Source organism: Bosea vaviloviae, from assembly GCF_001741865.1.
Taxonomy (GTDB): Bacteria; Pseudomonadota; Alphaproteobacteria; order Rhizobiales; family Beijerinckiaceae; genus Allobosea; species Allobosea vaviloviae.
The window spans coordinates 3,492,034-3,510,563 of record NZ_CP017147.1; the positions used below are offsets into that span (position 1 = coordinate 3,492,034).

The window sequence follows — 18,530 nt, forward strand, 5'->3', positions numbered from 1 at the left end:
GCCGGTCGCCCTGCCGCATCGGCGTTCCTGATCATGCCGTAGCGTCGATATGTGACAAGGCGTCCATGAGCGCCTTGTTTCCCACGCGTTGCGCGATCTTACAATGATCACCTGGCTTTATGGTGGATCGAGATCAATCGCGTCTCGGCTAAGAACCAGGATGAATTGCGGTGTCATGCCGGTTGAATTGACGGGAGCATCGGATTGCTTTTGGTCAGCCGGTCTCTGTGCTAGACCATCACGCTGGCGGACTATAGGTTTCGCCTGGTTAGCGACCGCCATATTGGACATGCGAGCCGTCATGAGCCGACATCCTAGCCAGGCCAACCGACCTGCGATCCTGAAGACGCCGTTCGGCGGTGATGTCCTGGTCTTCCATCGGCTCGACGCCAATGAGGGGCTGAGCGAGCTGTTCGAATATCGTATCGAGGCCTTGAGCACGAAGGACAATCTGGACTTCGACACTGCGCTCGGCCAGCAATGCCATCTTGAGATCAATGTTGCCGAGTACAAAGGCAGTATCGTAACGCGCAAGAAGAAGCGTTACTTCAGCGGCATCCTGGTCGAGGCGCAATGGCTCGGCATGCAGGAGGATTTATATCTCTACCGCCTGACGTTGCGGCCCTGGCTCTGGTTGCTGGGGCAGACCGCCAATTGCAAGATCTTCCACAACCAGATGGTCGACAAGATCATCGAGAAGGTCCTGCGCGACGGACAGCTGGGCGAGCTCAGGCTCGACATCAAATCCTATCCGAAACTCGAATACTGCGTTCAGTATCGGGAGACGAACCTCGCCTTCGTCAACAGGCTGATGGAGGAATACGGCATCTGCTACTATTTCGAGCATGAGGCCGGGAGCCATCGGCTGGTGCTGGCCGATCAGGCGTCGTCGCATAAGCCGATCCAGGGGACGGAAACCATTCCGTTCCGGCCGTCGCAGGAGGCCAACAACCGGCACGAGTTCGAGCATATCGAGCATTGGATGGTCGAGCGCCGTTTCCGCACCGGCAAGATCACCTTTCGCGACTATAATTACGAGAAGCCCGACGCGGACATGCAGGCGGAGGAGCAGACCTCGGAAACCTATCAGCACTCCAAGCTGGAGGTTTACGACTATCCCGGCCGCTATCTCAAGAATGGCGACGGCAAGACGCTGGCCAAGGTCAAGCTCGAATCAGAACAGGCCGCGGACCGGCGCCGGATTGCCTCTGGCGATGCCGTGACGCTCTATCCCGGCGGCTTGACCACGCTGGAGCGCCATCGCGCCGACAGCGAGAACAAGCAGTTCCTCGTCGTCAGGGCGACGCATTCCTTCGTCTCTCTGCAAGCCTATCGCTCCGGCACGAATGGCGGCGAGCACGACTATTCCGGGCAATACGAGTTCCAGCTCGCCGACCGGCCGTTCAAGCCGCCGCAGCTCACGGACAAGCCGACGATCTTCGGCCCGCAGACGGCGCGCGTCGTCGGCGAGAAGGGCGAGGAAATCGATGTCGACGATCAGGGCCGCATCCTCGTCAAATTCCATTGGGATCGCGACGACGAGCATCTCTACCGGGTCCGCGTCGCGCAGGTCTGGGCCGGAGATTCCTGGGGCGGTTCCTTCATCCCGCGCATCGACCAGGAGGTGATCGTCGAGTTCCTGGAGGGCGACATCGACCGCCCGCTGGTCGTCGGCACCGTCTATAACGGTAAGCACAAGATGCCGTTCGGCACCAAGGCCAACAAGAACATCAACGGCATCAAATCGGACACGACGACGGGCGGCAATGGCTATAACCAGCTGACTTTCGACGACACCAAGAAGGCCGAAAAGGTCGAATTCCGCGCCGAGAAGTTTCTCGACACACTGGTCCGGGACACCGAGACCCGCAATATCGGCGAGGATTTTTCGAGCGAAAAAGGCGAGGCCTCGCGCAACATCACTCTCAAGAAGGGCGATGACAACCTCAAGGTCGAGACCGGCAACCAGGTTGTCGATGTCAATAAGGAAATCCTGATCAAGGCGGGCCAGAAGATCACGCTCAAGGTGGGTGGTTCGACGATCGTGATGGACCAACAGAGCATCACCTTGAAAGCGATCACCATCAAAGTCGAGGCTTCTGCGGATCTCGACATGAAAGGCACGACGACGCAGCTCAAGGGCAGCGCGGTCCTGACGATCACGGGCGGCTTGGTGAAGATCAACTAACGCCATGCGCCAAGACCGCTTTCTCACAGCGCGCGATGTCTTCGAGGCTTTTCCGACTGCGGGAGAGGATATCGAGGCTGCCCCCAGTGACGCCACACCGCACGATTTCCTCGTCGGGCTGATCGACAGCAAGACGCCGGAGGACGCGATCAGCTTCTGCGCCTATCTCCTGCCGAGGCGCGAGGCGGTCTGGTGGGGCTGCTCCTGCGTGCGCGGGCTCGCCGATGAGCGCGAGCGCCAGCAGATCGAGCAGAACCGGGCTTTCCAGGCCGCTGAACTCTGGGTCAAGGATCCGCAGCAGTCGCGCCGGATCGAGGCCCTGCGCATTGGCTTTGCCGGCGTGCGTGCCGACGCCAGCACCTGGCTAGCACTGGGCGCCGCCTGGTCCGGCGGCGATATGGCCGACAACCCCCACGTTCCGGTGATAGCCCCGTCGCATCTGACGGCCAAGGCGATCCGCGCGGCAGTCCTGATCGCCCTGGCTCGGAACGCGACTCAGGAGCGCCGCGCCAGGCTGACGATCTGCATCGACCATGGCTTGAAGCTCCTGCAACGCCGCCCGGGCTGACGCGGGAAGCGGAGGCGGCAGGCGAGGAGAGTGCCAAGAATGGCCTGAATCCGGCTTCGATCCGATCTTTCCAACAGAGTTTGGACATTCTTCACCCGTTCGGTGGAACCTTCCGGATGTTGGCGCATTGGCACAATCATGATATGGTGCTTTCGTACAGAATGGAGCAAGGCGATGACCTTCGGCCTTTCGACTGCGCGATCCATGGCTTTCGGAACGGCGCTCGCACTCACCGGGCTGACGCCTGCATTGGCGCAGGACGTGATCGTCCCCGGCGCTTTTCTGGTCTCGGAAGTGCAAGACGAGCCGCATCTGGTCGTCGCGCCGTTGCCGCCTTTGCGTAATGCGGAGACGCGTCCCCGGACCGTGCGCTCGGCGTCGGTCAGGCCGGTGCGCGCCGCCCTGGCGCCCCAGCGCGTGGCTTATGCCGAGACGGCGCGGCCGCCGCGTCGTGCCGAGGCCTATACCTCTTTCTCCGCGCGGCCCAGTCTGATCTGGATCGGCAACGTCTACTGAACCTCCCGCGACGGACGCCATCGACAAGCGAGTGATACGAGCGACGCAAGACTTGCGTCGCTCGATTGCGTTCGGGCGCCCCCTCTCGTTCCGGGCTTAGAGCCCGATTGGAAACTCCGCGAGCCCTCATCCTGAGGAGCATGCTCCAGGAGGCTCCCCTGCAAGCTGGAGCATCCTTCGAGACGCCGCGTGCGGCGGCTCCTCAGAGCCTGCCGGAAATGAAACGAGCGATATCAAGGACCTCCGTTCGCTGCCATCACCCGCACCGTCATTCCGGACAAGCCGCGCCAGCGGCGCAGCTCCGGAATCCATCGGAGGGCTCCGGAACTCTACGATGGATTCCGGATCTCCGCTTTGCTGCGTCCGGAATGACGGCGCAGAGGTGGTCAAGGCAGAGCCATTGAAATCCTTGATTCCATTTCAGGTCAGGCTCTCGGGGTGAGGGCTGGAGCTCCAGACAGATGAGGCTCTAGAGCGTTTTCGAGCGAAGTGGACACCGGTTCGCGTGAAGAAAACGCGTTAAAACAAGGAGCTAGAGTATTTCCGCGGTTCGGAGAAACGCGGAAATACTCTAGAACCCCAATCCGAGACCTGGCGTGACGCGCCTGGGTGCGGCTGCCGCGGGCGCCGCCGCAGCGGCAGGGGCGGCCCGAGCCGGCTTGGTTTCGGCGGCGCGCTCGCGCTGGGGTTGCTGGGCCCGCTGCACCGGCTCGGTGCGCTGCGGGCGACGCACGATGGCAGGGGCCTGCTTGCCCGGCGCAGGGGCGACATTGGTCGGGGGACAGGTTGGGGCAGGCCGCTCGCGCAGATCGAGCAGTTGCTCGGGCGTGATCGCGGCTGGTTCGGGCGCCGCGCCGATGCGCTGGCGGTAGACGCGCAGCGCTTCGCGCGTCGCGACATTGAGATTGCCGCTGATCCGGCCGGCATAGCAGCCGATCCGCGTCAATTCCTCCTGCGTTTCGCGCGCCAGCGCTGCGGGGTCGGTCGGGACCGGGCGCGGCGGCCGCGGATCGGCCAAGGGCTTGGGGGTGAGCAGGGTGGGATCCGCCAGGGCGACCTGCATGCCCTGTTCCCGGGCGGCGGCGTTGCGCTGCTCGACCTCTTCGATGGATTGGCGCGGCGCGGTCACGCCGGCGCGGCGCATGGCCTCGGCCTCTTCTGTCAGCCAGCGCGCCTGCGCCTGTTCGAGCGCGATGCGCTGGCGGTCGGTGATCTGCGCATCCTCTGCGGTGGCCCGCGTTTCCGCGGTGGCGCTGTCGATCTTGCGCTTCGCCTCCTCGTCGGCGCGCAAGGCGGCGACACGGTTGGCCTCCGCGTCGGCAGTTGCCCTGGCGCTTTGCTCCTCGGCGAAGCGGCGGGCCTCCGCAGCCTGAAGCTCGGCCTGTTTGCGCATCTCCTCCGCGGCCTTGGCCTCCGCGATTTTGCGCGCGTCTTCAGCCGTCTTGGCCTCTGCGGCGAGGCGCTTATCCTCGATCGCCTTTGCCTGGGCTTGCTTGCGCGCCTCTTCGGCGGCCTTCGCCTCGGCTATCTTGCGGGCGTCCTCGGCCGCCTTGGCTTCAGCCGCCTGCCGGCGCTCCTCTGCGAGCTTGGCGGCCTGGGCCTGCTTGCGCGCGTCTTCCTCGGCCTTGGCCTCGGCGAGCTTGCGAGCGTTCTCCGCCGCTTTCGCTTCCGCGGCGAGGCGGCGTTCCTCGGCAGCCTTGGCGAGAGCCTGCTTGCGGGTCTCCTCCTCAGCCTTGGCTTCAGCGAGCTTGCGGGCGTCCTCGGCCGCTTTCGCTTCAGCCGCGAGGCGCTTGTCCTCGGCTGCCTTGGCGAGTGCCTGCTTGCGGGTCTCCGCCTCAGCCTTGGCCTCGGCGAGCTTGCGCGCCTCTTCGGCCGCTTTCGCCTCGGCCGCGAGGCGCTTGTCCTCGGCCGCCTTGGCGAGGGCCTGTTTGCGCGCCTCCTCCGCGGCCTTGGCCTCGGCGAGCTTGCGGGCGTCCTCGGCCGCTTTCGCTTCGGCTGCGATCCGGCGTTCCTCGGCGGCCTTGGCGTCGGCCGCGCGGCGCGCTTCCTCGGCGGCCTTTGCTTCCGCGACCTTCGCCTCGGCCGCGAGCCTGCGATCCTCGGTGACCTTCGCCTCGGTCAAGCGGCGCACATCGTCGGCAGTCTTGGCCTCAGCGAGCTTGCGTGCATCCTCAACCGCTCTCACTTCGGCGGCGATCCGGCGTTCCTCCGCAGCTTTGGCCTCCGCCAGCTTGCGAGCCTCCTCGGCGGCTTTCGCCTCCGCGACGCGGCGCGCGTCCTCGGCCGCCTTCGCCTCGGCGAGCTTGCGCGCATCGTCAGCGGCTTTGGCCTCCGCGACGCGACGCTCTTCTGCGGCCTTCGCTTCTGCCGCACGGCGCGCATCGTCCGCCGCCTTCGCCTCTGCGAGCTTGCGCGCATCGTCAGCGGCTTTGGCATCCGCGACGCGGCGCTCTTCGGCGGCCTTGGCTTCCGCCGCACGGCGCGCATCTTCCGCCGCCTTCGCCTCGGCGAGCTTGCGCGCATCGTCAGCGGCTTTGGCCTCCGCGACACGGCGCTCTTCGGCGGCTTTGGCCTCAGTGACCCGGCGCGCCTCCTCGGCCGCCCTGGCTTCCGCCAGTTTGCGGGCGTCGTCGGCAGCCTTGTCGGCGGCAGCTCTGGCCTCGGCCTGGCGACGCGTCTCTTCGAGCTCGCGCGCCAGCTTCTCGCTCGCCGCCTTCTCCTGCTGGGCACGCTCTTGCGCTGCACGCTGCTCCTGCTCGGCGCGCTCCTGGATCTGCCGGGCGCGCGCATCCTCGCTGGCGCGCCGCGCCGCCTGGGCGGCAAGCGCCTCCTCATCGGCCAGGCGCGCCGGGCCGGTACTGGCGATCTGGGCCGGGGTGCCGCCGCCCTTCAGCAGGTCGGTGCCGAAATAGAGCCCGCCGCCGAGCAGCGCGACGGCACCGAGGCCGGCCGCGATCGCCATGCCCGTCTTGCCGCTGCCGCCACCTGCCGTCGTGGCTTTGGCCTTGGCCGGCTTGCCGACAGCAGGTTGCCAGGCCGCGACCTCCGCCATCGTCGCCGGGCGGTTCTCCGGCAGGGGCTGCAGCATCTTTTCGAGCAGCGGCCGGAAGCGCGGATCGATCTTCGACAGGTCGGGCACGACACGGCGTTTGTCGATCACCTCGACCTGCGAGCCGTTCATGTCGATGGGGCGGCCCTGGAGGCACTCCGCCAGGACCAGGCCGAAGCTGTAGATGTCCGATTTCGGGGTGACGTCACCGCCGAACAGGCCAAGCTGCTCGGGCGAGACATAGTTGTACTTGCCGGCGAAGCCGCTGCCGATGATCGTCTGCTCGCCGGCCCGCGTCGAGCGCGCGATGCCGAAATCGAGGATCTTGGCCAAGGCCACATCGGCCCCGGGCAGGATGACGTTGTCGGGGGCGACGTCGCGATGGATGATGCCGAGCTTGTGGGCCGAATGCAGGCCGGACGCGATCCGCTGCTGCAGGATGCAGGTGTCCTCGAAGGACAATGGTCCGCGGACGAGATGGTCCTTCAGCGAGGTGCCGTCGACAAACTCCATCGCCAGATAGGCGCGGCCGAGCTGCGGATCGATCGAGAACAGATAATAACGGACGATCGCCTCGTGCTGCAGGTTGTGCAGCGAGGAGGCTTCCTTGCGGAACAAAGCGAGCGCGCTTTCGTTCTCGGCGAGATCGGAGCGGATCATCTTGATCGCCACCGCATCGCCGGTCTGGATGGCGTAGCCCTTGTAGATCTCGCCCATGCCGCCGGCGGCGATGGGGTGGTCGATCCGATAGATCCCGTTCAGCGTCGTCCCGACGGCGACGCGGGCGCGCGGAATGATGACGGTGGCGCCGTTGTCGCTCATGGCGCGCGGCCTTCGCCGGAGCCGGCGGCCGACAGGGCGCGGACAAGGCGACGGCAAGGCCGCCACGTCTCCGTCATCCCTGTTTCATGCCGCCGCATCGCTTCAGGCCCCGCGCCCGTCGGCGTCGCTTCTGGCCGGCGAGGGGGAGACTGGCGCTTCCGCGTCCTTCGGCTCGCAGGCCACGACGATCACCGTGACGTTGTCGCTCGCGCCGCGCGCAAGAGTGAGCTGGACCAGATGGTCGCAGGCCGCCTGCGGTGCGCGCCCGGCCACGCCGGCCAGGATTTCGGCATCCGAGACATGGCCGGTCAGGCCATCGCTGCATAGCACGAAAACGTCCCCATCTTCCACCACGCCCTGAATCAGGTCGAGATCGGGGAGGTCGCTCACGCCGATGGCACGGGTGATGATGTTGCGCCCCGGCCAGCGCTTGGCTTCCTCCGGGGTCAACTGGCCCTGGTCGACGAGGTCCTGCACCTCGGTATGGTCGCGCGAGACCTGCGACAGCCTGCCTTGCCTGACGCGGTAGGTCCGGCTGTCGCCGGCCCAGCAGCAGGCGAAGAAGCGCTCATAGATCAGGAGCGCGACGACGGTGGTGCCGAAGGTCGTGAGGCCGCGTTCCTCGCCGGCCTTGCGCAGGCCGATATTGGCCTGCAGCACCCGGTCCTGGAACCGCGCGAGAAGGTCCGCCGGCGAGGCCGCCTGGCCGATCGTGCGCAGCGCCTCGACGACGGTGGAGGAGGCGAGCTTGCCGGCCTCATAGCCGCCCATGCCGTCGGCGACGCACCAGAGGCCGGCATCGGCGTGAACGATGTAGCTGTCCTCGTTCTCGCTGCGCACCTTGCCGACATCGGTGGTCGCTCCGGTCTCGAAGCGGAAGCTCGCCTGCTGGTCGAGCGCGCCGGCAAGCATGGCGAGCGGATCGTTGCTCGCGCGCATGGACGGGGGCGGAAGGGTGCTGTCCATCAGGGCTCGACTCCGATCCTGGCCGGTTGTGCGCTCTCGTCAGCGCCGCCGCTTTCCGGACTGACGGCCGGCCCCGTCAGCAGCAACGTGAATTGCTGCGCCTCCGGCAGCCGCTCGGCACAGAGCGCAAGCGCCGGAAACCGATCGCCGCCGATGCTCCACCACCAGGAGCCGGCAGCTTGGCGGGCGGCTTTGTCCGACCGTTCGAGCCGCGCCAGCAAGGCCGGAATCTCGGTCGTGGCGTCGTCGCTCACGCCGAGCAGCCCCCGATTGGAGGCGACGATCGCAGGCAGCGTGTCGCGCGCGACGCTCTCGGGCAAGGGCAGGCTTTCGAGCGCGGCCAGTGTCGTCTCATAGACGGCGTCGGGCTCCAGCGTATCGAGCAGGAAGGCTTCCGCGCTCTCGAACCAGGCGGCCTGCGCGTTCTCGGTCGGCGCGGCGAAGGCCTGCCCTTCCGGCGCCATCGCCAGCACAGCGAGCGGAAAATAGCGGCCGACGCCGTCGAGCGAAGGCATGAAGGCGCCGAGTACCTCGCTGCCGAGATGCGAGCGGCCGAGCCAGAAGCGCCAGATCGGCGCGCTGAGATAGGCCTCCTTCCAGCCCGGCCCGAGCGCCTGGATGCTGGCCGCCATGCCGCCCTGCAGCCAGATCTCCCAGAAGCGCAGGAGTTCGCGCGGCATGTTCACCGCGATGAAATCGCGCTTGGCCGGTAGCTTGCCGAAAAGGGCGCAGTGCATCCTGCCTCAGCCTCCCGGACATCTGAATTCCCGCAGGGCCGGCAATGTCAGCGGGTTCTTCAGGGACGATACATTGATCTGGTAGGAAATCGACTGGCCGCCGACGGAGTAGCTGGCGACCAGGGCTTCGCCGCGCTTCGTCACCGAGCCGAGATCGAGGAAGCGGAAGAAGGCCCAGGGGCCGCGCTTTTCCGGCCCGAAGACGGGTGGGCTGCTGGTCACGCCGCCAAACAGCCCCGTGCTCGTCGTCTGGCTCGAAATCACCGTGCGGTCGAGCCCGGCGGGGCCTGGCCAGACCACTGGCGTCGGCCCGCCGCCGGCCTGCGCCACCACGGCGACGCCGCTGATGTCGAGCTTGATCGTCGGCGCGGAGCCGGAACTCGCCGCCGGCTGCGGCGTGATCGCCATGGTGAAGGACGGCATGTTGCCGCCGGTGCCGAAGAACGCGTCCTTGATGTCGGTGGCGCGCTGGAACTCCTTGAGCGCGGCGGGCGGCAGCGAGCGCGCCACGCTGATGTTCTGCTTGAAGGCCCATTCGGGCTTGGACGTATCGACCAGCGGCGCGAGATTGGTGGTGTAGAACTTGTCCATGATGCCGCCCGTGCCGAAGAGCCGGCCGAAATCGGCCAGCGGCACGTCGCGGTCGCTGCCGCGCGCGAAGGGGTAGCGGTTGGTGACGATCAGGTTGCAGGTCGCGGTGACCTGCGAGCGCAGATCCTGCAGGAGCTGCGAGACGGAACTGCCGGTCAATTCATTCTCGAAGCTCGTGGCGGCGGTCTGGATCAGGTTGGAGAAGGGCTGCGGGATCAGGTTGGCGCTGTTGCGCAAAGTCTGGATCTGCGCGGGCAAGGTGGCGTTGACCTGCGGCGCCAGCGCCGGGTTGGTCGCGAGCAGGCGCAGATTCTGGTTCACCTCGGAGAAGGCGAGCAGCACCTGGTCGATCGGCCGGCGGCCCTGCTCGCCCTCGAATAATTGGTGGAACGGCTTGAAGGCCGCCTCGATGGTCGCGCCCGGGGCCTGTTCGCCGCTGGCGGTGTTGGGCTTCTCCATCGCCTTGAGCGCGATATCCATGCGCGAGAGCGTCGTCGAGGAGCTGCCCGTGCTGACGCCGAGCCGTTGCGCCAGGTTCTGCGCCTGCTGGGCCTGGCTCAAGGAGCCGGCCGCCGATTGCGTGGCGGCCTGCCCGGCCGGGGCCGGGCGCTCGCGGGTGAGCTTGGTCTCGTCGCGGATCGATTCCAGCACCTGCTTCAGGGGCGAGGTGACGGCCGAGGCCGCGCTCAGCGCCGGATATTGCGGCTTGTTGGCAAGCAGCGGCCGGAAGCGCAGCGCCGCCATCGTGCCCTGCCAGGAGGCGATGAAATCCTTGGCGTAGAGCTCCAGCAAGGCGCGCGGCAGCGCCTCGTACTGATCCGAGACGGCGGTCTGGTCGCCAGCCGTGCCCAGCACCCAGCGCTCCTCCTCGATCTGCTTGGCGACGTCGCGCAGGCGGCCGATGAAGCCTTCATGGAAGCCGGCATAGGTATAGAAGAACGGGACGCGGACATTCTCGAGCTCGCCGCCGCGGGGCCCTTCGAAGACGAGCTTGGCATCGGCGCCGCCCTTGGTGGCCGCCGTCCAGTCGGGCTTGCCTGGCGAGGCGCGCGCCTGGACGCGCAGCAATTGATAGGCGCGCTCGGCCAGGCTCAACCGGGCCAGCGTCTTCTGCGCCTCCTCGATCAACGGCTCGTTGAGCGTCAGCGTGCCGGCGCCGCCGGAATCGGGCAGGCGCAGCATCGCCGTCAGGTGCTGGCTGAGCTCCTCGCGCAGGCGCGCATTGGCGGCGCCCTGATAGAGGTTGTCGACCCAGTCGCGCCGCATCCACAGCAGGATCAGATCCTCGTCCATCTTCTGACGGCCGCCGAGGATGAGATAGACCTTGAGCGCCTCGTAGATGAAATCGGGCCGCGAGCGGTTGGCCTCGATCAGCTCTTCCATGCGGAAGATCAGGCGCGAGCGCAGCAGGCGCTCCAGCCCGGTCTTGTAGACCGCCTCCGAGGACGAGCCGATCCGGTCCCATTGGCTCAGGCCGAAAGTCGCCCGCATGGGCGGCGAGACGCCCGTCTGCGCATAGCCGGCTGGCAGGGCGCGCAGCGCGTCGAGCAGCGGCACGACCTTCTCCAGGTCGCGGTCGGCGACGGTCGGCTCCTGGATGATCGGGGCCGCGGTCGCTACGAAGGTCTTGGTCTGGTCGTTGGTGTCGGCAATCAGATCGACATTGCGGTTGTAGCTCGTCCACCACGCCGCCGCCCCACCCAGCGTCACCAGAGCGAGCACGCTATAGGCGGCCGCCTTCAAGGCGAAGGCGCGCCGCACCGCCCTGCGATCGGTCGAGACCCAGGCGGATTCGCCGATCACCACCTTGGTGATCAGATCGGTGAGGAAGAAGCTCTTGCCCGAGCCCGACATCGCCGCGGCCGCGACCTGGTTCGCGCCGAAATTGCGCGCCATCGCGCCGATCAGCTGGTCGATCGGCGTGCCCTGCTGCGTGCCCGAGGTGAAATAGAAGCCGCGCAAGGTCGCGCGCGAATGATAGCGCGTCGGTTCGAAGATGCGGTTGAGGAACTCGATGATCGGGTTCTTCACCGCCGCCATCTGGGTCGGGAAGCCGAAGATCTGCACGCGGGCGCTGGGCGTGGGCTCTTCCTGGAGCCGGTCGGGCAATTCGGAGTTGAGGCGCTCCACCAGCGCGTCGAACTCGTCGGGCACCTCGCTGATCATGTTCAGCGTCTTGTCGTCGGTCTGGAAGGTATGGCCCCAGACCACGCGCCGCGAGGCCTCGTTCAGATGCTGGAAATACTCCATGAACCCGGAGACGAGGTCCATCTTGGTGAACAGCGCATAGACCGGGAAATCGACCTTGAGATTGTCGTGCAACTCGGTCAATCGCGCCCGGATCGCATCGGAATGGGCGTTGAGTTCGGCCGGCGACGCGGTCAGCACATCCTCGATGCTGATCGCCAGCATGACGCCGTTGATCGGCTGGTTCGGCCGGTTCTTCTTGAGCAGGTCGAGGAAGGAGAGCCAGCTCTTGCGGTCGGCCGAGGCGTCGGAATCCTGCGTGGTGTAGCGGCCGGCCGTGTCGATCAGCACGGCGTCGTCGGTGAACCACCAGTCGCAATAGCGGGTGCCGCCGACGCCGGCGACGGCGGAGGGCGCGCCGCCCTTGGCGAGCGGGAACTTCAGCCCCGAATTGACCAGGGCCGTGGTCTTGCCGGAGCCCGGCGGGCCGATCAGCACATACCAGGGCAGCTCGTAGAGATAAGTCGCGCTCGAGCCCGCGGATTTCTTCAGCGTCAGCAGCGCGTCGGCCATGCGCTCGCCGAGCACGTCGCCATCGCCTTCGTCGATGGCGGCATCGGCCAGGCCCTGCTCGAGCGCCGCAGCCTCGCGCCTGCGCCGGATGATGCCCCAGACCAGCAGGCCGAACACGACGAGCGAGACCACCGCGATGATGGCGAAGCGCACCCATTCGGAATCGAACGGATAGATCCCGGCGACCGAGATCAACGGGCTGGCGAACCAGACCAGCGCGCCGAAGGCGGCCAGCCCGATCAGACTGATGATGATGCGCAACCAGATTGCCAGGGTCACGAGCGCCTCCGCCTCAGGTCAGCGTTCATGCGGGATCTGCACGTCGACGCGCCGGTTGCGCGCGCGACCTTCGATCGTATCGTTCGAGGCGATCGGGGCGGTGTCGCCCTTGCCGTCGGCGAGGATACGCTTCTTGTCGCTGAGATCCTCGGTGAGGAGGGCCCCGACGGCTTTGGCGCGCTCGACCGACAATTCGTAGTTGTTGGCGAAGCGCACCGTCTTGATCGGCGTGTTGTCGGAATGGCCGGTGACCTTGATCTGGCCGGGCTCCTTCTCCAGCGTCTGTGCGATGCGCTTGGCGAGCGGGCGGAAGGCGTCGATCACCGTCGCCTTGCCGGGCTCGAAGGAGGCGAAGCTGTTGACGCGCACGATGATGCCGGTCGAGACGGAATCCACCGCCAGCTTCTGCTCGCCGATCTCGGTCGCCAGCGCCGCGCGGATGCGTTCGAGCTGGGTTGTCTTGATCGGCGGCGGAGGCGTGGGCTTCACCGGCTGGACGACGCGCCGCTCGATCGAGACGTCGGTCGTCGGGAAGATGCGGCCGACATCGTCGATCACCGCGTCGCTGCCGGAGCTCAAAAGCGAACGCAGGGTCAGGTACATCGCGAGCAGCAGGACGCCCGCAAGCGAGGCCATCGCCCAGAACGGGATGCGCACGGTCGTGCCGCGTGCCGTCATGTCCTGGCCCTGCCAGCGCGGCGAGAGCTCCTGATTGACGCGCTGCTTCACGCGCCGCAGCGTCTCGTAGAGATTGCGCTGGATCGTCTGCAAGGTCGCCGGGCCGCCGGCCGAGGTCCGGTGCACGCCCTGGAAACCCAGCGCCAGGCAGGCATGCTGCAGCTCCAGCACATTGTAGTTCAGGATCGGGTCTTGCTTGGCCCGGTCGAGCTCCTCGAAGAAGCGGATGCCGCCGGTGCGCTCGCCGAAGAAGCGGCTCAGCATGCTGTACTGCGTCCAGAGCTGGCGATCCTGCGCCGGGATGTTCTGGACGATGTCGTCGGCAGTGGCGCAGAGCGTGTACTTCGCCTGCTTGGCCTGGTCCTGGCCGATGCCGGCGCCGGTGACGTCGGCCTCGAAGCGCTGGATCGCGCCGGCGACCTGGTCCATCAACTGGCTGAACGAGGCATAGGCCAGGGCCACGCGCAGGCGTCCGAGGATCGAGAGGATCGGCGCGGCCGCGCTCATGATCGGATTGTCATTGGGCGCCACCGGCATCTCGCGCGGCGCGACCTGGGGCACGGAGCCCGGTGCTTGCGGCTGCGGCACGGGCTGGGGCGGGGGAGCGTAGCTCTGCGCCGGGGGCGGCTGGTAGGGCGGCGGGGCCGGCTGCGGATAGCTCTGGCCCGGCGCATCGGCCCAGGCGTCCTGCGCGGCGGCGTTGGGGTCTGCCTGCGGATAGCTCGGCGGCGGCTGGTAGCCCGAGGCCGGATGATAGGAGGCGGGGGGAGGCGGATAGGCTGACGGCGTGAACGGGCCCGGCTGCTCGGGTTGCTGGGTCGGCGGGCTCGGCGCGAGCGGGCGCCTGCCACCGGGATTGGGCCGCACGACCGTGCGCTCATTGGGGTTGTAGGCAGGTTCGAACGGGTCTTTGGGCTCGGTCATCGCCTGTCTCCGAGGATCGCCCAGAGATCGAGCTGCAGTTCCGGCCAGTCGCCCGAGAAATGCAGGCCGATCGCGTTTGCCGTGCTGAATTCAGGCCAGAGTGGAGAGTTCTTGTCCAGCAGGAAGTAGACATGGTCCGCGACCGCGCGGATCTGCGACGGCGGGGTCGGAATGTGATTGAGCCCGACGCCCGGCAGATGGGCGTTGACGATGTCGTTCATCTTCGTATTCGGGCCGATCTTGAAGAGCTGCGGGAATTGCAGCTGGATCTCGATCAGGGGCCGGCGCGCCGCGACTTCCAGCACGAAATTGGCGTTGCGGAACAGGCTGCGGTCGCGGATCGTCGAGACGAAGGCGTTGGGCGCGCGCTCGATCAGTTCGAGCCGGATGGCGCGGCGGCCGAGCCTGGCGCTGAGGAAATCCTGCAGGTCGCGCAGGATCGGCTCGAAGACGAGCTCGAGATTGTCGTGGTCGTAGCGCGGATAGGTCCGCGTCCGGCGCTCCGGCGTGGCGAAGGTCGCGAGTTCACCGACCATCCGCACGAACTCCTCATAGAGCCGCTCGGGATGGATATAGCGCGAATGCCGGAAATGCTGCAGCACCGGCAGGTGCCGGTTGAGCAGCTGCAGCACGAAGAAGTCGGCGCTCTGCAGGCCGCCGCCGGCGGTCGGGTCCGCCGCATAGCGCGCCAACTCCTCGAGCTTGGCCTCGATCCAGCCGATGGCGCGGTCGATCCAGCCGTCGATCGCGGGATAGGCCGAGGTGATCAGCACCGGTGGGACGAACTTGTCGTCGAAGACGATGGTCTTGTCGCGCACCTCGACGATGCGAGCGATCGGCATGCTGACATAGCCGGGCTTGGCGGTCTTGCGCAGATCGAAGCCGAGCCGGGGATAGGCGACGTCGATCTCCTCCTCGACGCGCATGGCGGCAGTCGAGTCGATCAGCGTCTCGCTGGCGGTGACATAGCGACTGGCGGTGGCGCTCGTCGGCTCGTCGACCTCGCGCGTATTGGCCGCCGCGACCGGCATGGTCAGCCAGAGCAATTGCTTGGCGGCGGCATCCGGCACGTCGATGGGCGCGGGCAGGGGGCTGTGGGCGGGAATGTCGAAGGGCGTGCCGTCGGGCAGGATGCCCGAGGCGCGACGCAGGCCGAAGCGGCTCTGCTGGGCGAGGTCGCGGTCGATTTCCAGGGTCGAAAAGCCCCAGGGGTAAGGCGTGATGAAGCGCGTGCGCGCATCGACGAGGTTTTCGAGATAGCGGTCCGCCTGCTGCAGATGATGCGGCCGCAGAAAAAGTCCTTCGCCCCAGACGACCTTACTGTTCCAAGACATCGCCGAGCCTTCGAGCCATCGTCATGATTCCAGATCAAGGCGTAAGCGGCGCATCCCGCTTCGTCACGCAGCCGGCAAACTTTGTTTCAGCCACGCTCACGCATCGTAACGTGGCGCAACGGGGCGGAACAAGCACGAAAGCGCCGCGTGCCTAATCTTGACCACGGCTAGTCCCAGTGCGCTCATGCGGCCGGTGCTGTGGGGGGCGGCAGCGGCGCCGTGATCTTGACGCGCCAGGTGCCGGCCTCGTCGGCGAAAGCGGCATAGGTCAGGCGCTCCCAGCCGCGCTTTTCGCGGGCGAAAAAGGCCGCGAGCTTGGCGACGCAGACGCGGATCGCCTCTGTCGCGGGGATTTCTGCCCCCGCGACGTCCGGGTTGACGATGGTCACGATCTGCCCATCGCCATCGAGCTTGCGCGGCTCGACCGAAAGCAGGAAAGCGTCCCATTCGTCAGGCACGATCTCGAACAACGCGTCGAGGATCTCGCGGTCGAGGGCGGATTGTTCGGGAGGCAGGGTCGAGGTCATGGCAGGGCTCCTTGCGGCGGAAGGCGATGAGAGGCCAAGAGATTCTAGGTCCATTCAGAGGTTTTTCTCCTGTAGTGCCCTGAATTCATTCGCATATCTGACGTGCCTCTCGGCGTTGCACGTGACTTGGTCCTTAATCCCCGGCGCCGGATCATGCCGCTCCGGGCCGCCTCGCATGCCGGGGGATCACGGTGATGTCGCAAGGTGATGACAAGGCTGACTCTCATCAAAGAGAGCAGGATCGATGTGAAAAGCCGGTTCCCACTTTTCGCATCCTGCTCCAGAGAAAGATTGCTGGCTTCGAGTGTTTCAACGGGACGCCTGTCATGTCAATTACGTAATTGATTGACAATTCGCGCCCCGAATCGACAATCGTCGATATCTCGGCGAGGCTATTGCGGCAGATTGCCTTTGCGTTGCGTGAAGTCAAAGATCATTCTGTGTAAGGAACTAGGCCGCACCTCCCTTTCGGTAGGTGGTGGGGCGCCCGGCCTGAAGCGTCGTTGCAGCGTTGACTTTCGCCCGGCTCGGCAGAGAATCGCGCGCGCCGTTTTCCAGGACTTGCTTGGATTCCAGGACATGCTTGGAGGAGCCCGGCCTTGAGTTCCGCCCCGTCCAAACCGCAGACAGCGGCCGAGCGCGTTGCTGCCCGGATGAAGGCGGCAAAGGCCGCGGAGGCAAGAGCTGCCGCCGAGGCGAAGGCTGCTGCCGCCGAGGCGAAGGCCCAGGCGCAGCTGCGCAAGGCCGAACCCGCGACCGAGGGCGACGGCAAAACGGACAAGGCCGGCAAGCGCGACAAGGCGGTAAAGCTCTCGCGACCGGGCCGTCCGCGCTGGACCATGACGGTTGGGCCGGCGACGATCGCGCTTGTCCTCGTCGCCTTCGCCCTGCTGGCCGGCTGGGGTGCGATCGCGACCAGCGCCCTGATCTTCGGCGACAAGCTCTCGGCCCGCCTCGTCGCACAGCAGAGCGACATGCAGTTTGCCTATGAGCAGAAGCTCGTGGTCTTCCGCACCCAGCTCGACCGGTTCGCCCGGCAGACCCGATTGGAGCGTGACGGCGTCGAGGGGCGTATCGCCGACCTGATGCTGCGCCAGGCGGCGCTGGAGGCGCGCCAGGCGATGCTGACCGCGCTGGCCGACCAGACCCGCGTGCCCGACGGCGCGAGCCCGGTGAAGTTCGGCGAGGCCGGCGGGGCGCCGATCAAGGCGGCCTCGGTGCAGCGCGCCGCGCCGCGATCGACCTTCACCATCCTCGATCCGAGCTATCCCGCACCCGAGCGCGTGACCTATCTCGAACATGCGATCGACCGTTTCGAGAAGGTGCAGCTGGGTTCGCTCAACGGCCTGACGCAGCGCTCGCAATCGACCCTGCTGCAATTGCGCTCGGCCTTCTCCGAGGTCGGGCTCGACGCCGAGAAATTCGTGCCGACCGCAGCGCTCGTGCGCGGGCAGGTCGCCAATCTGCTGCCGGAGACCAAGGATTTCGGCGGCGGTCCCTTCGAGAGCAATGTCGCGCAGATCAGGCGCACGCTTTCAGTCCTGGGCCGGCTCAGGACGGCTGCGAACGCGGTACCGTTCTTCCGGCCGATCGCGGGCAGCGCCGGGTTGATGACCAGCTCCTATGGCTCGCGCTCCGATCCGTTCACCGGTGAGGCGCGTTTCCATGCCGGTACGGATTTCCGTTCGCCGATCGGCGTTCCCGTCCATGCCGGTGGATCAGGCGTCGTGCAGACGGCGGGCATCGGCGGCGGCTACGGCAATCTCGTCGTCATCGACCATGGCAACGGCATCACCACACGCTACGGCCATTTGTCGGCGATCAACGTCACTGTGGGCCAGCCCGTCGCGCTCGGCACGGTGGTCGGGCTGGTCGGCAGCACCGGGCGCTCGACGGGCCCGCATCTGCATTACGAGACGCGCATCAATGGCGAGCCCAGCGATCCCACCCATTTCATCCGCGTGGGCGAACGGATCTACGCGACTCAATAGGTGTGAGCGCCGGATGCCTGGCGCATTGGCATAAAAATCGGCCCCGGACAGGATCCGGGGCCGAGCTGTTTCGCGTGATGGCTCTGTTCAGCTCTTGAGCTTGGTGTTGCACTGGCTCCAGTAGCCGCCGCCCTTCTCGATCCATTTCAGCTCGCCATTGGCATTGGCCGTCTTGTTGGCGTTGTACTGGTCGACGCAGGTCTTCAACCGGGCCTTGCCGGGCGATTCCTCGGAGTATTTCGGCGCGACGGCCCTGGGGAAGACCGCAGCCTTGGCGCGGGCGGGCGCTGCCGCCGGCTTCTGCCCAGGCGCCGTTGCGGCGGGCGTGGCCGCCGGCGCCGGTGCGGGGTCCGTCACGGCTGCTGCGGCATCGTTGTCGGAGGCGTCGTCGTCGCCGCATTGGGCCTTGCGGAAATCGTTCCACTTCTGGCCCTTCAGCGTATTGGCCTTCTTGGCATCCTGATACTTCGTGCTGCATTCCTTCATCGTCAGCGCCGAGGCCGGCGTGGCGAAGACGGCTGCGACGGCGATGGCGGAAGCAGATGCGACTATCAAAGTCCTCAGCATTGCGTTCTCCCTAGCATGGCCCAGAGCGGGAAC

General features: G+C 66.5%; 12 protein-coding genes. 4 read left to right on the forward strand and 8 right to left on the reverse strand.

What is annotated here, in order from left to right; genetic code table 11:
* Positions 1 to 301: 301 nt before the first annotated feature.
* The 3 genes from BHK69_RS16150 to BHK69_RS16160 all read left to right on the forward strand — a co-directional run bounded on the left by BHK69_RS16150 (position 302) and on the right by BHK69_RS16160 (position 3,272).
* On the forward strand, positions 302 to 2,188 hold the full coding sequence (locus BHK69_RS16150; protein ID WP_069690988.1) for a type VI secretion system Vgr family protein: 1,887 nt from the start codon (positions 302 to 304) through the stop codon (positions 2,186 to 2,188).
* Between the two features lie 4 nt (positions 2,189 to 2,192).
* Positions 2,193 to 2,756 carry a DUF6931 family protein gene (locus tag BHK69_RS16155; RefSeq protein ID WP_069690989.1) on the forward strand — a complete coding sequence of 188 codons (564 nt, stop codon included), beginning with the start codon at positions 2,193 to 2,195 and terminating at the stop codon, positions 2,754 to 2,756.
* A gap of 174 nt (positions 2,757 to 2,930) precedes the next feature.
* The gene (locus BHK69_RS16160) at positions 2,931 to 3,272 is read left to right on the forward strand and encodes a hypothetical protein (protein WP_069690990.1); all 342 of its coding nucleotides are present in this window, start codon (positions 2,931 to 2,933) and stop codon (positions 3,270 to 3,272) included.
* 571 nt (positions 3,273 to 3,843) lie between these two features.
* Here the strand turns inward: BHK69_RS16160 and BHK69_RS33500 are convergent.
* The 7 genes from BHK69_RS33500 to BHK69_RS16195 all read right to left on the reverse strand — a co-directional run bounded on the left by BHK69_RS33500 (position 3,844) and on the right by BHK69_RS16195 (position 15,939).
* Complete coding sequence (locus BHK69_RS33500) at positions 3,844 to 7,143, reverse strand: protein kinase domain-containing protein (protein ID WP_199578904.1); 3,300 nt, start codon at positions 7,141 to 7,143, stop codon at positions 3,844 to 3,846.
* Positions 7,144 to 7,245: 102 nt separating this feature from the next.
* Entirely contained in the window at positions 7,246 to 8,109 is an 864-nt protein-coding gene (locus BHK69_RS16170) for a PP2C family protein-serine/threonine phosphatase (RefSeq protein ID WP_244548218.1), read from the reverse strand.
* A complete protein-coding gene (gene tagF, locus BHK69_RS16175; RefSeq protein WP_069690991.1) occupies positions 8,109 to 8,846 on the reverse strand; it encodes a type VI secretion system-associated protein TagF in 738 nt (245 codons plus the stop codon). The genes BHK69_RS16170 and tagF overlap by 1 nt, the downstream gene beginning before the upstream one ends.
* 6 nt (positions 8,847 to 8,852) lie before the next feature.
* On the reverse strand, positions 8,853 to 12,476 hold the full coding sequence (tssM, locus tag BHK69_RS16180; RefSeq protein WP_069690992.1) for a type VI secretion system membrane subunit TssM: 3,624 nt from the start codon (positions 12,474 to 12,476) through the stop codon (positions 8,853 to 8,855).
* 18 nt (positions 12,477 to 12,494) lie between these two features.
* Positions 12,495 to 14,078 (reverse strand): type VI secretion system protein TssL, long form, encoded by a 1,584-nt coding sequence (gene tssL, locus BHK69_RS16185; protein WP_069690993.1) that lies wholly within the window; start codon positions 14,076 to 14,078, stop codon positions 12,495 to 12,497.
* Positions 14,075 to 15,412 carry a type VI secretion system baseplate subunit TssK gene (gene tssK / locus BHK69_RS16190; RefSeq protein ID WP_069690994.1) on the reverse strand — a complete coding sequence of 446 codons (1,338 nt, stop codon included), beginning with the start codon at positions 15,410 to 15,412 and terminating at the stop codon, positions 14,075 to 14,077. Before tssK ends, tssL begins: the two co-directional genes overlap by 4 nt.
* A gap of 182 nt (positions 15,413 to 15,594) precedes the next feature.
* Positions 15,595 to 15,939: a hypothetical protein gene (locus BHK69_RS16195; protein WP_069690995.1), complete on the reverse strand. Its 345-nt coding sequence runs from the start codon at positions 15,937 to 15,939 to the stop codon at positions 15,595 to 15,597.
* Positions 15,940 to 16,538: 599 nt separating this feature from the next.
* Between BHK69_RS16195 and BHK69_RS16200 the strand changes: the two genes are divergently transcribed.
* Positions 16,539 to 17,930 carry a M23 family metallopeptidase gene (locus BHK69_RS16200; RefSeq protein ID WP_148663457.1) on the forward strand — a complete coding sequence of 464 codons (1,392 nt, stop codon included), beginning with the start codon at positions 16,539 to 16,541 and terminating at the stop codon, positions 17,928 to 17,930.
* Positions 17,931 to 18,017: 87 nt separating this feature from the next.
* Here BHK69_RS16200 and BHK69_RS16205 read toward each other — a convergent pair whose 3' ends face one another.
* Entirely contained in the window at positions 18,018 to 18,497 is a 480-nt protein-coding gene (locus BHK69_RS16205; protein ID WP_069690996.1) for a hypothetical protein, read from the reverse strand.
* Between the last annotated feature and the right edge of the window lie 33 nt (positions 18,498 to 18,530).

Bases quoted from the DNA above. Each gene is read 5' to 3' on its own strand.
- BHK69_RS16150 (WP_069690988.1), top strand. From the start codon at position 302: ATGAGCCGACATCCTAGCCAGGCCAACCGACCTGCGATCCTGAAGACG.
- BHK69_RS16155 (WP_069690989.1), top strand. From the start codon at position 2,193: ATGCGCCAAGACCGCTTTCTCACAGCGCGCGATGTCTTCGAGGCTTTT.
- BHK69_RS16160 (WP_069690990.1), top strand. From the start codon at position 2,931: ATGACCTTCGGCCTTTCGACTGCGCGATCCATGGCTTTCGGAACGGCG.
- BHK69_RS33500 (WP_199578904.1), bottom strand. From the start codon at position 7,143: ATGAGCGACAACGGCGCCACCGTCATCATTCCGCGCGCCCGCGTCGCC.
- BHK69_RS16170 (WP_244548218.1), bottom strand. From the start codon at position 8,109: ATGGACAGCACCCTTCCGCCCCCGTCCATGCGCGCGAGCAACGATCCG.
- tagF (WP_069690991.1), bottom strand. From the start codon at position 8,846: ATGCACTGCGCCCTTTTCGGCAAGCTACCGGCCAAGCGCGATTTCATC.
- tssL (WP_069690993.1), bottom strand. From the start codon at position 14,078: ATGACCGAGCCCAAAGACCCGTTCGAACCTGCCTACAACCCCAATGAG.
- tssK (WP_069690994.1), bottom strand. From the start codon at position 15,412: ATGTCTTGGAACAGTAAGGTCGTCTGGGGCGAAGGACTTTTTCTGCGG.
- BHK69_RS16195 (WP_069690995.1), bottom strand. From the start codon at position 15,939: ATGACCTCGACCCTGCCTCCCGAACAATCCGCCCTCGACCGCGAGATC.
- BHK69_RS16205 (WP_069690996.1), bottom strand. From the start codon at position 18,497: ATGCTGAGGACTTTGATAGTCGCATCTGCTTCCGCCATCGCCGTCGCA.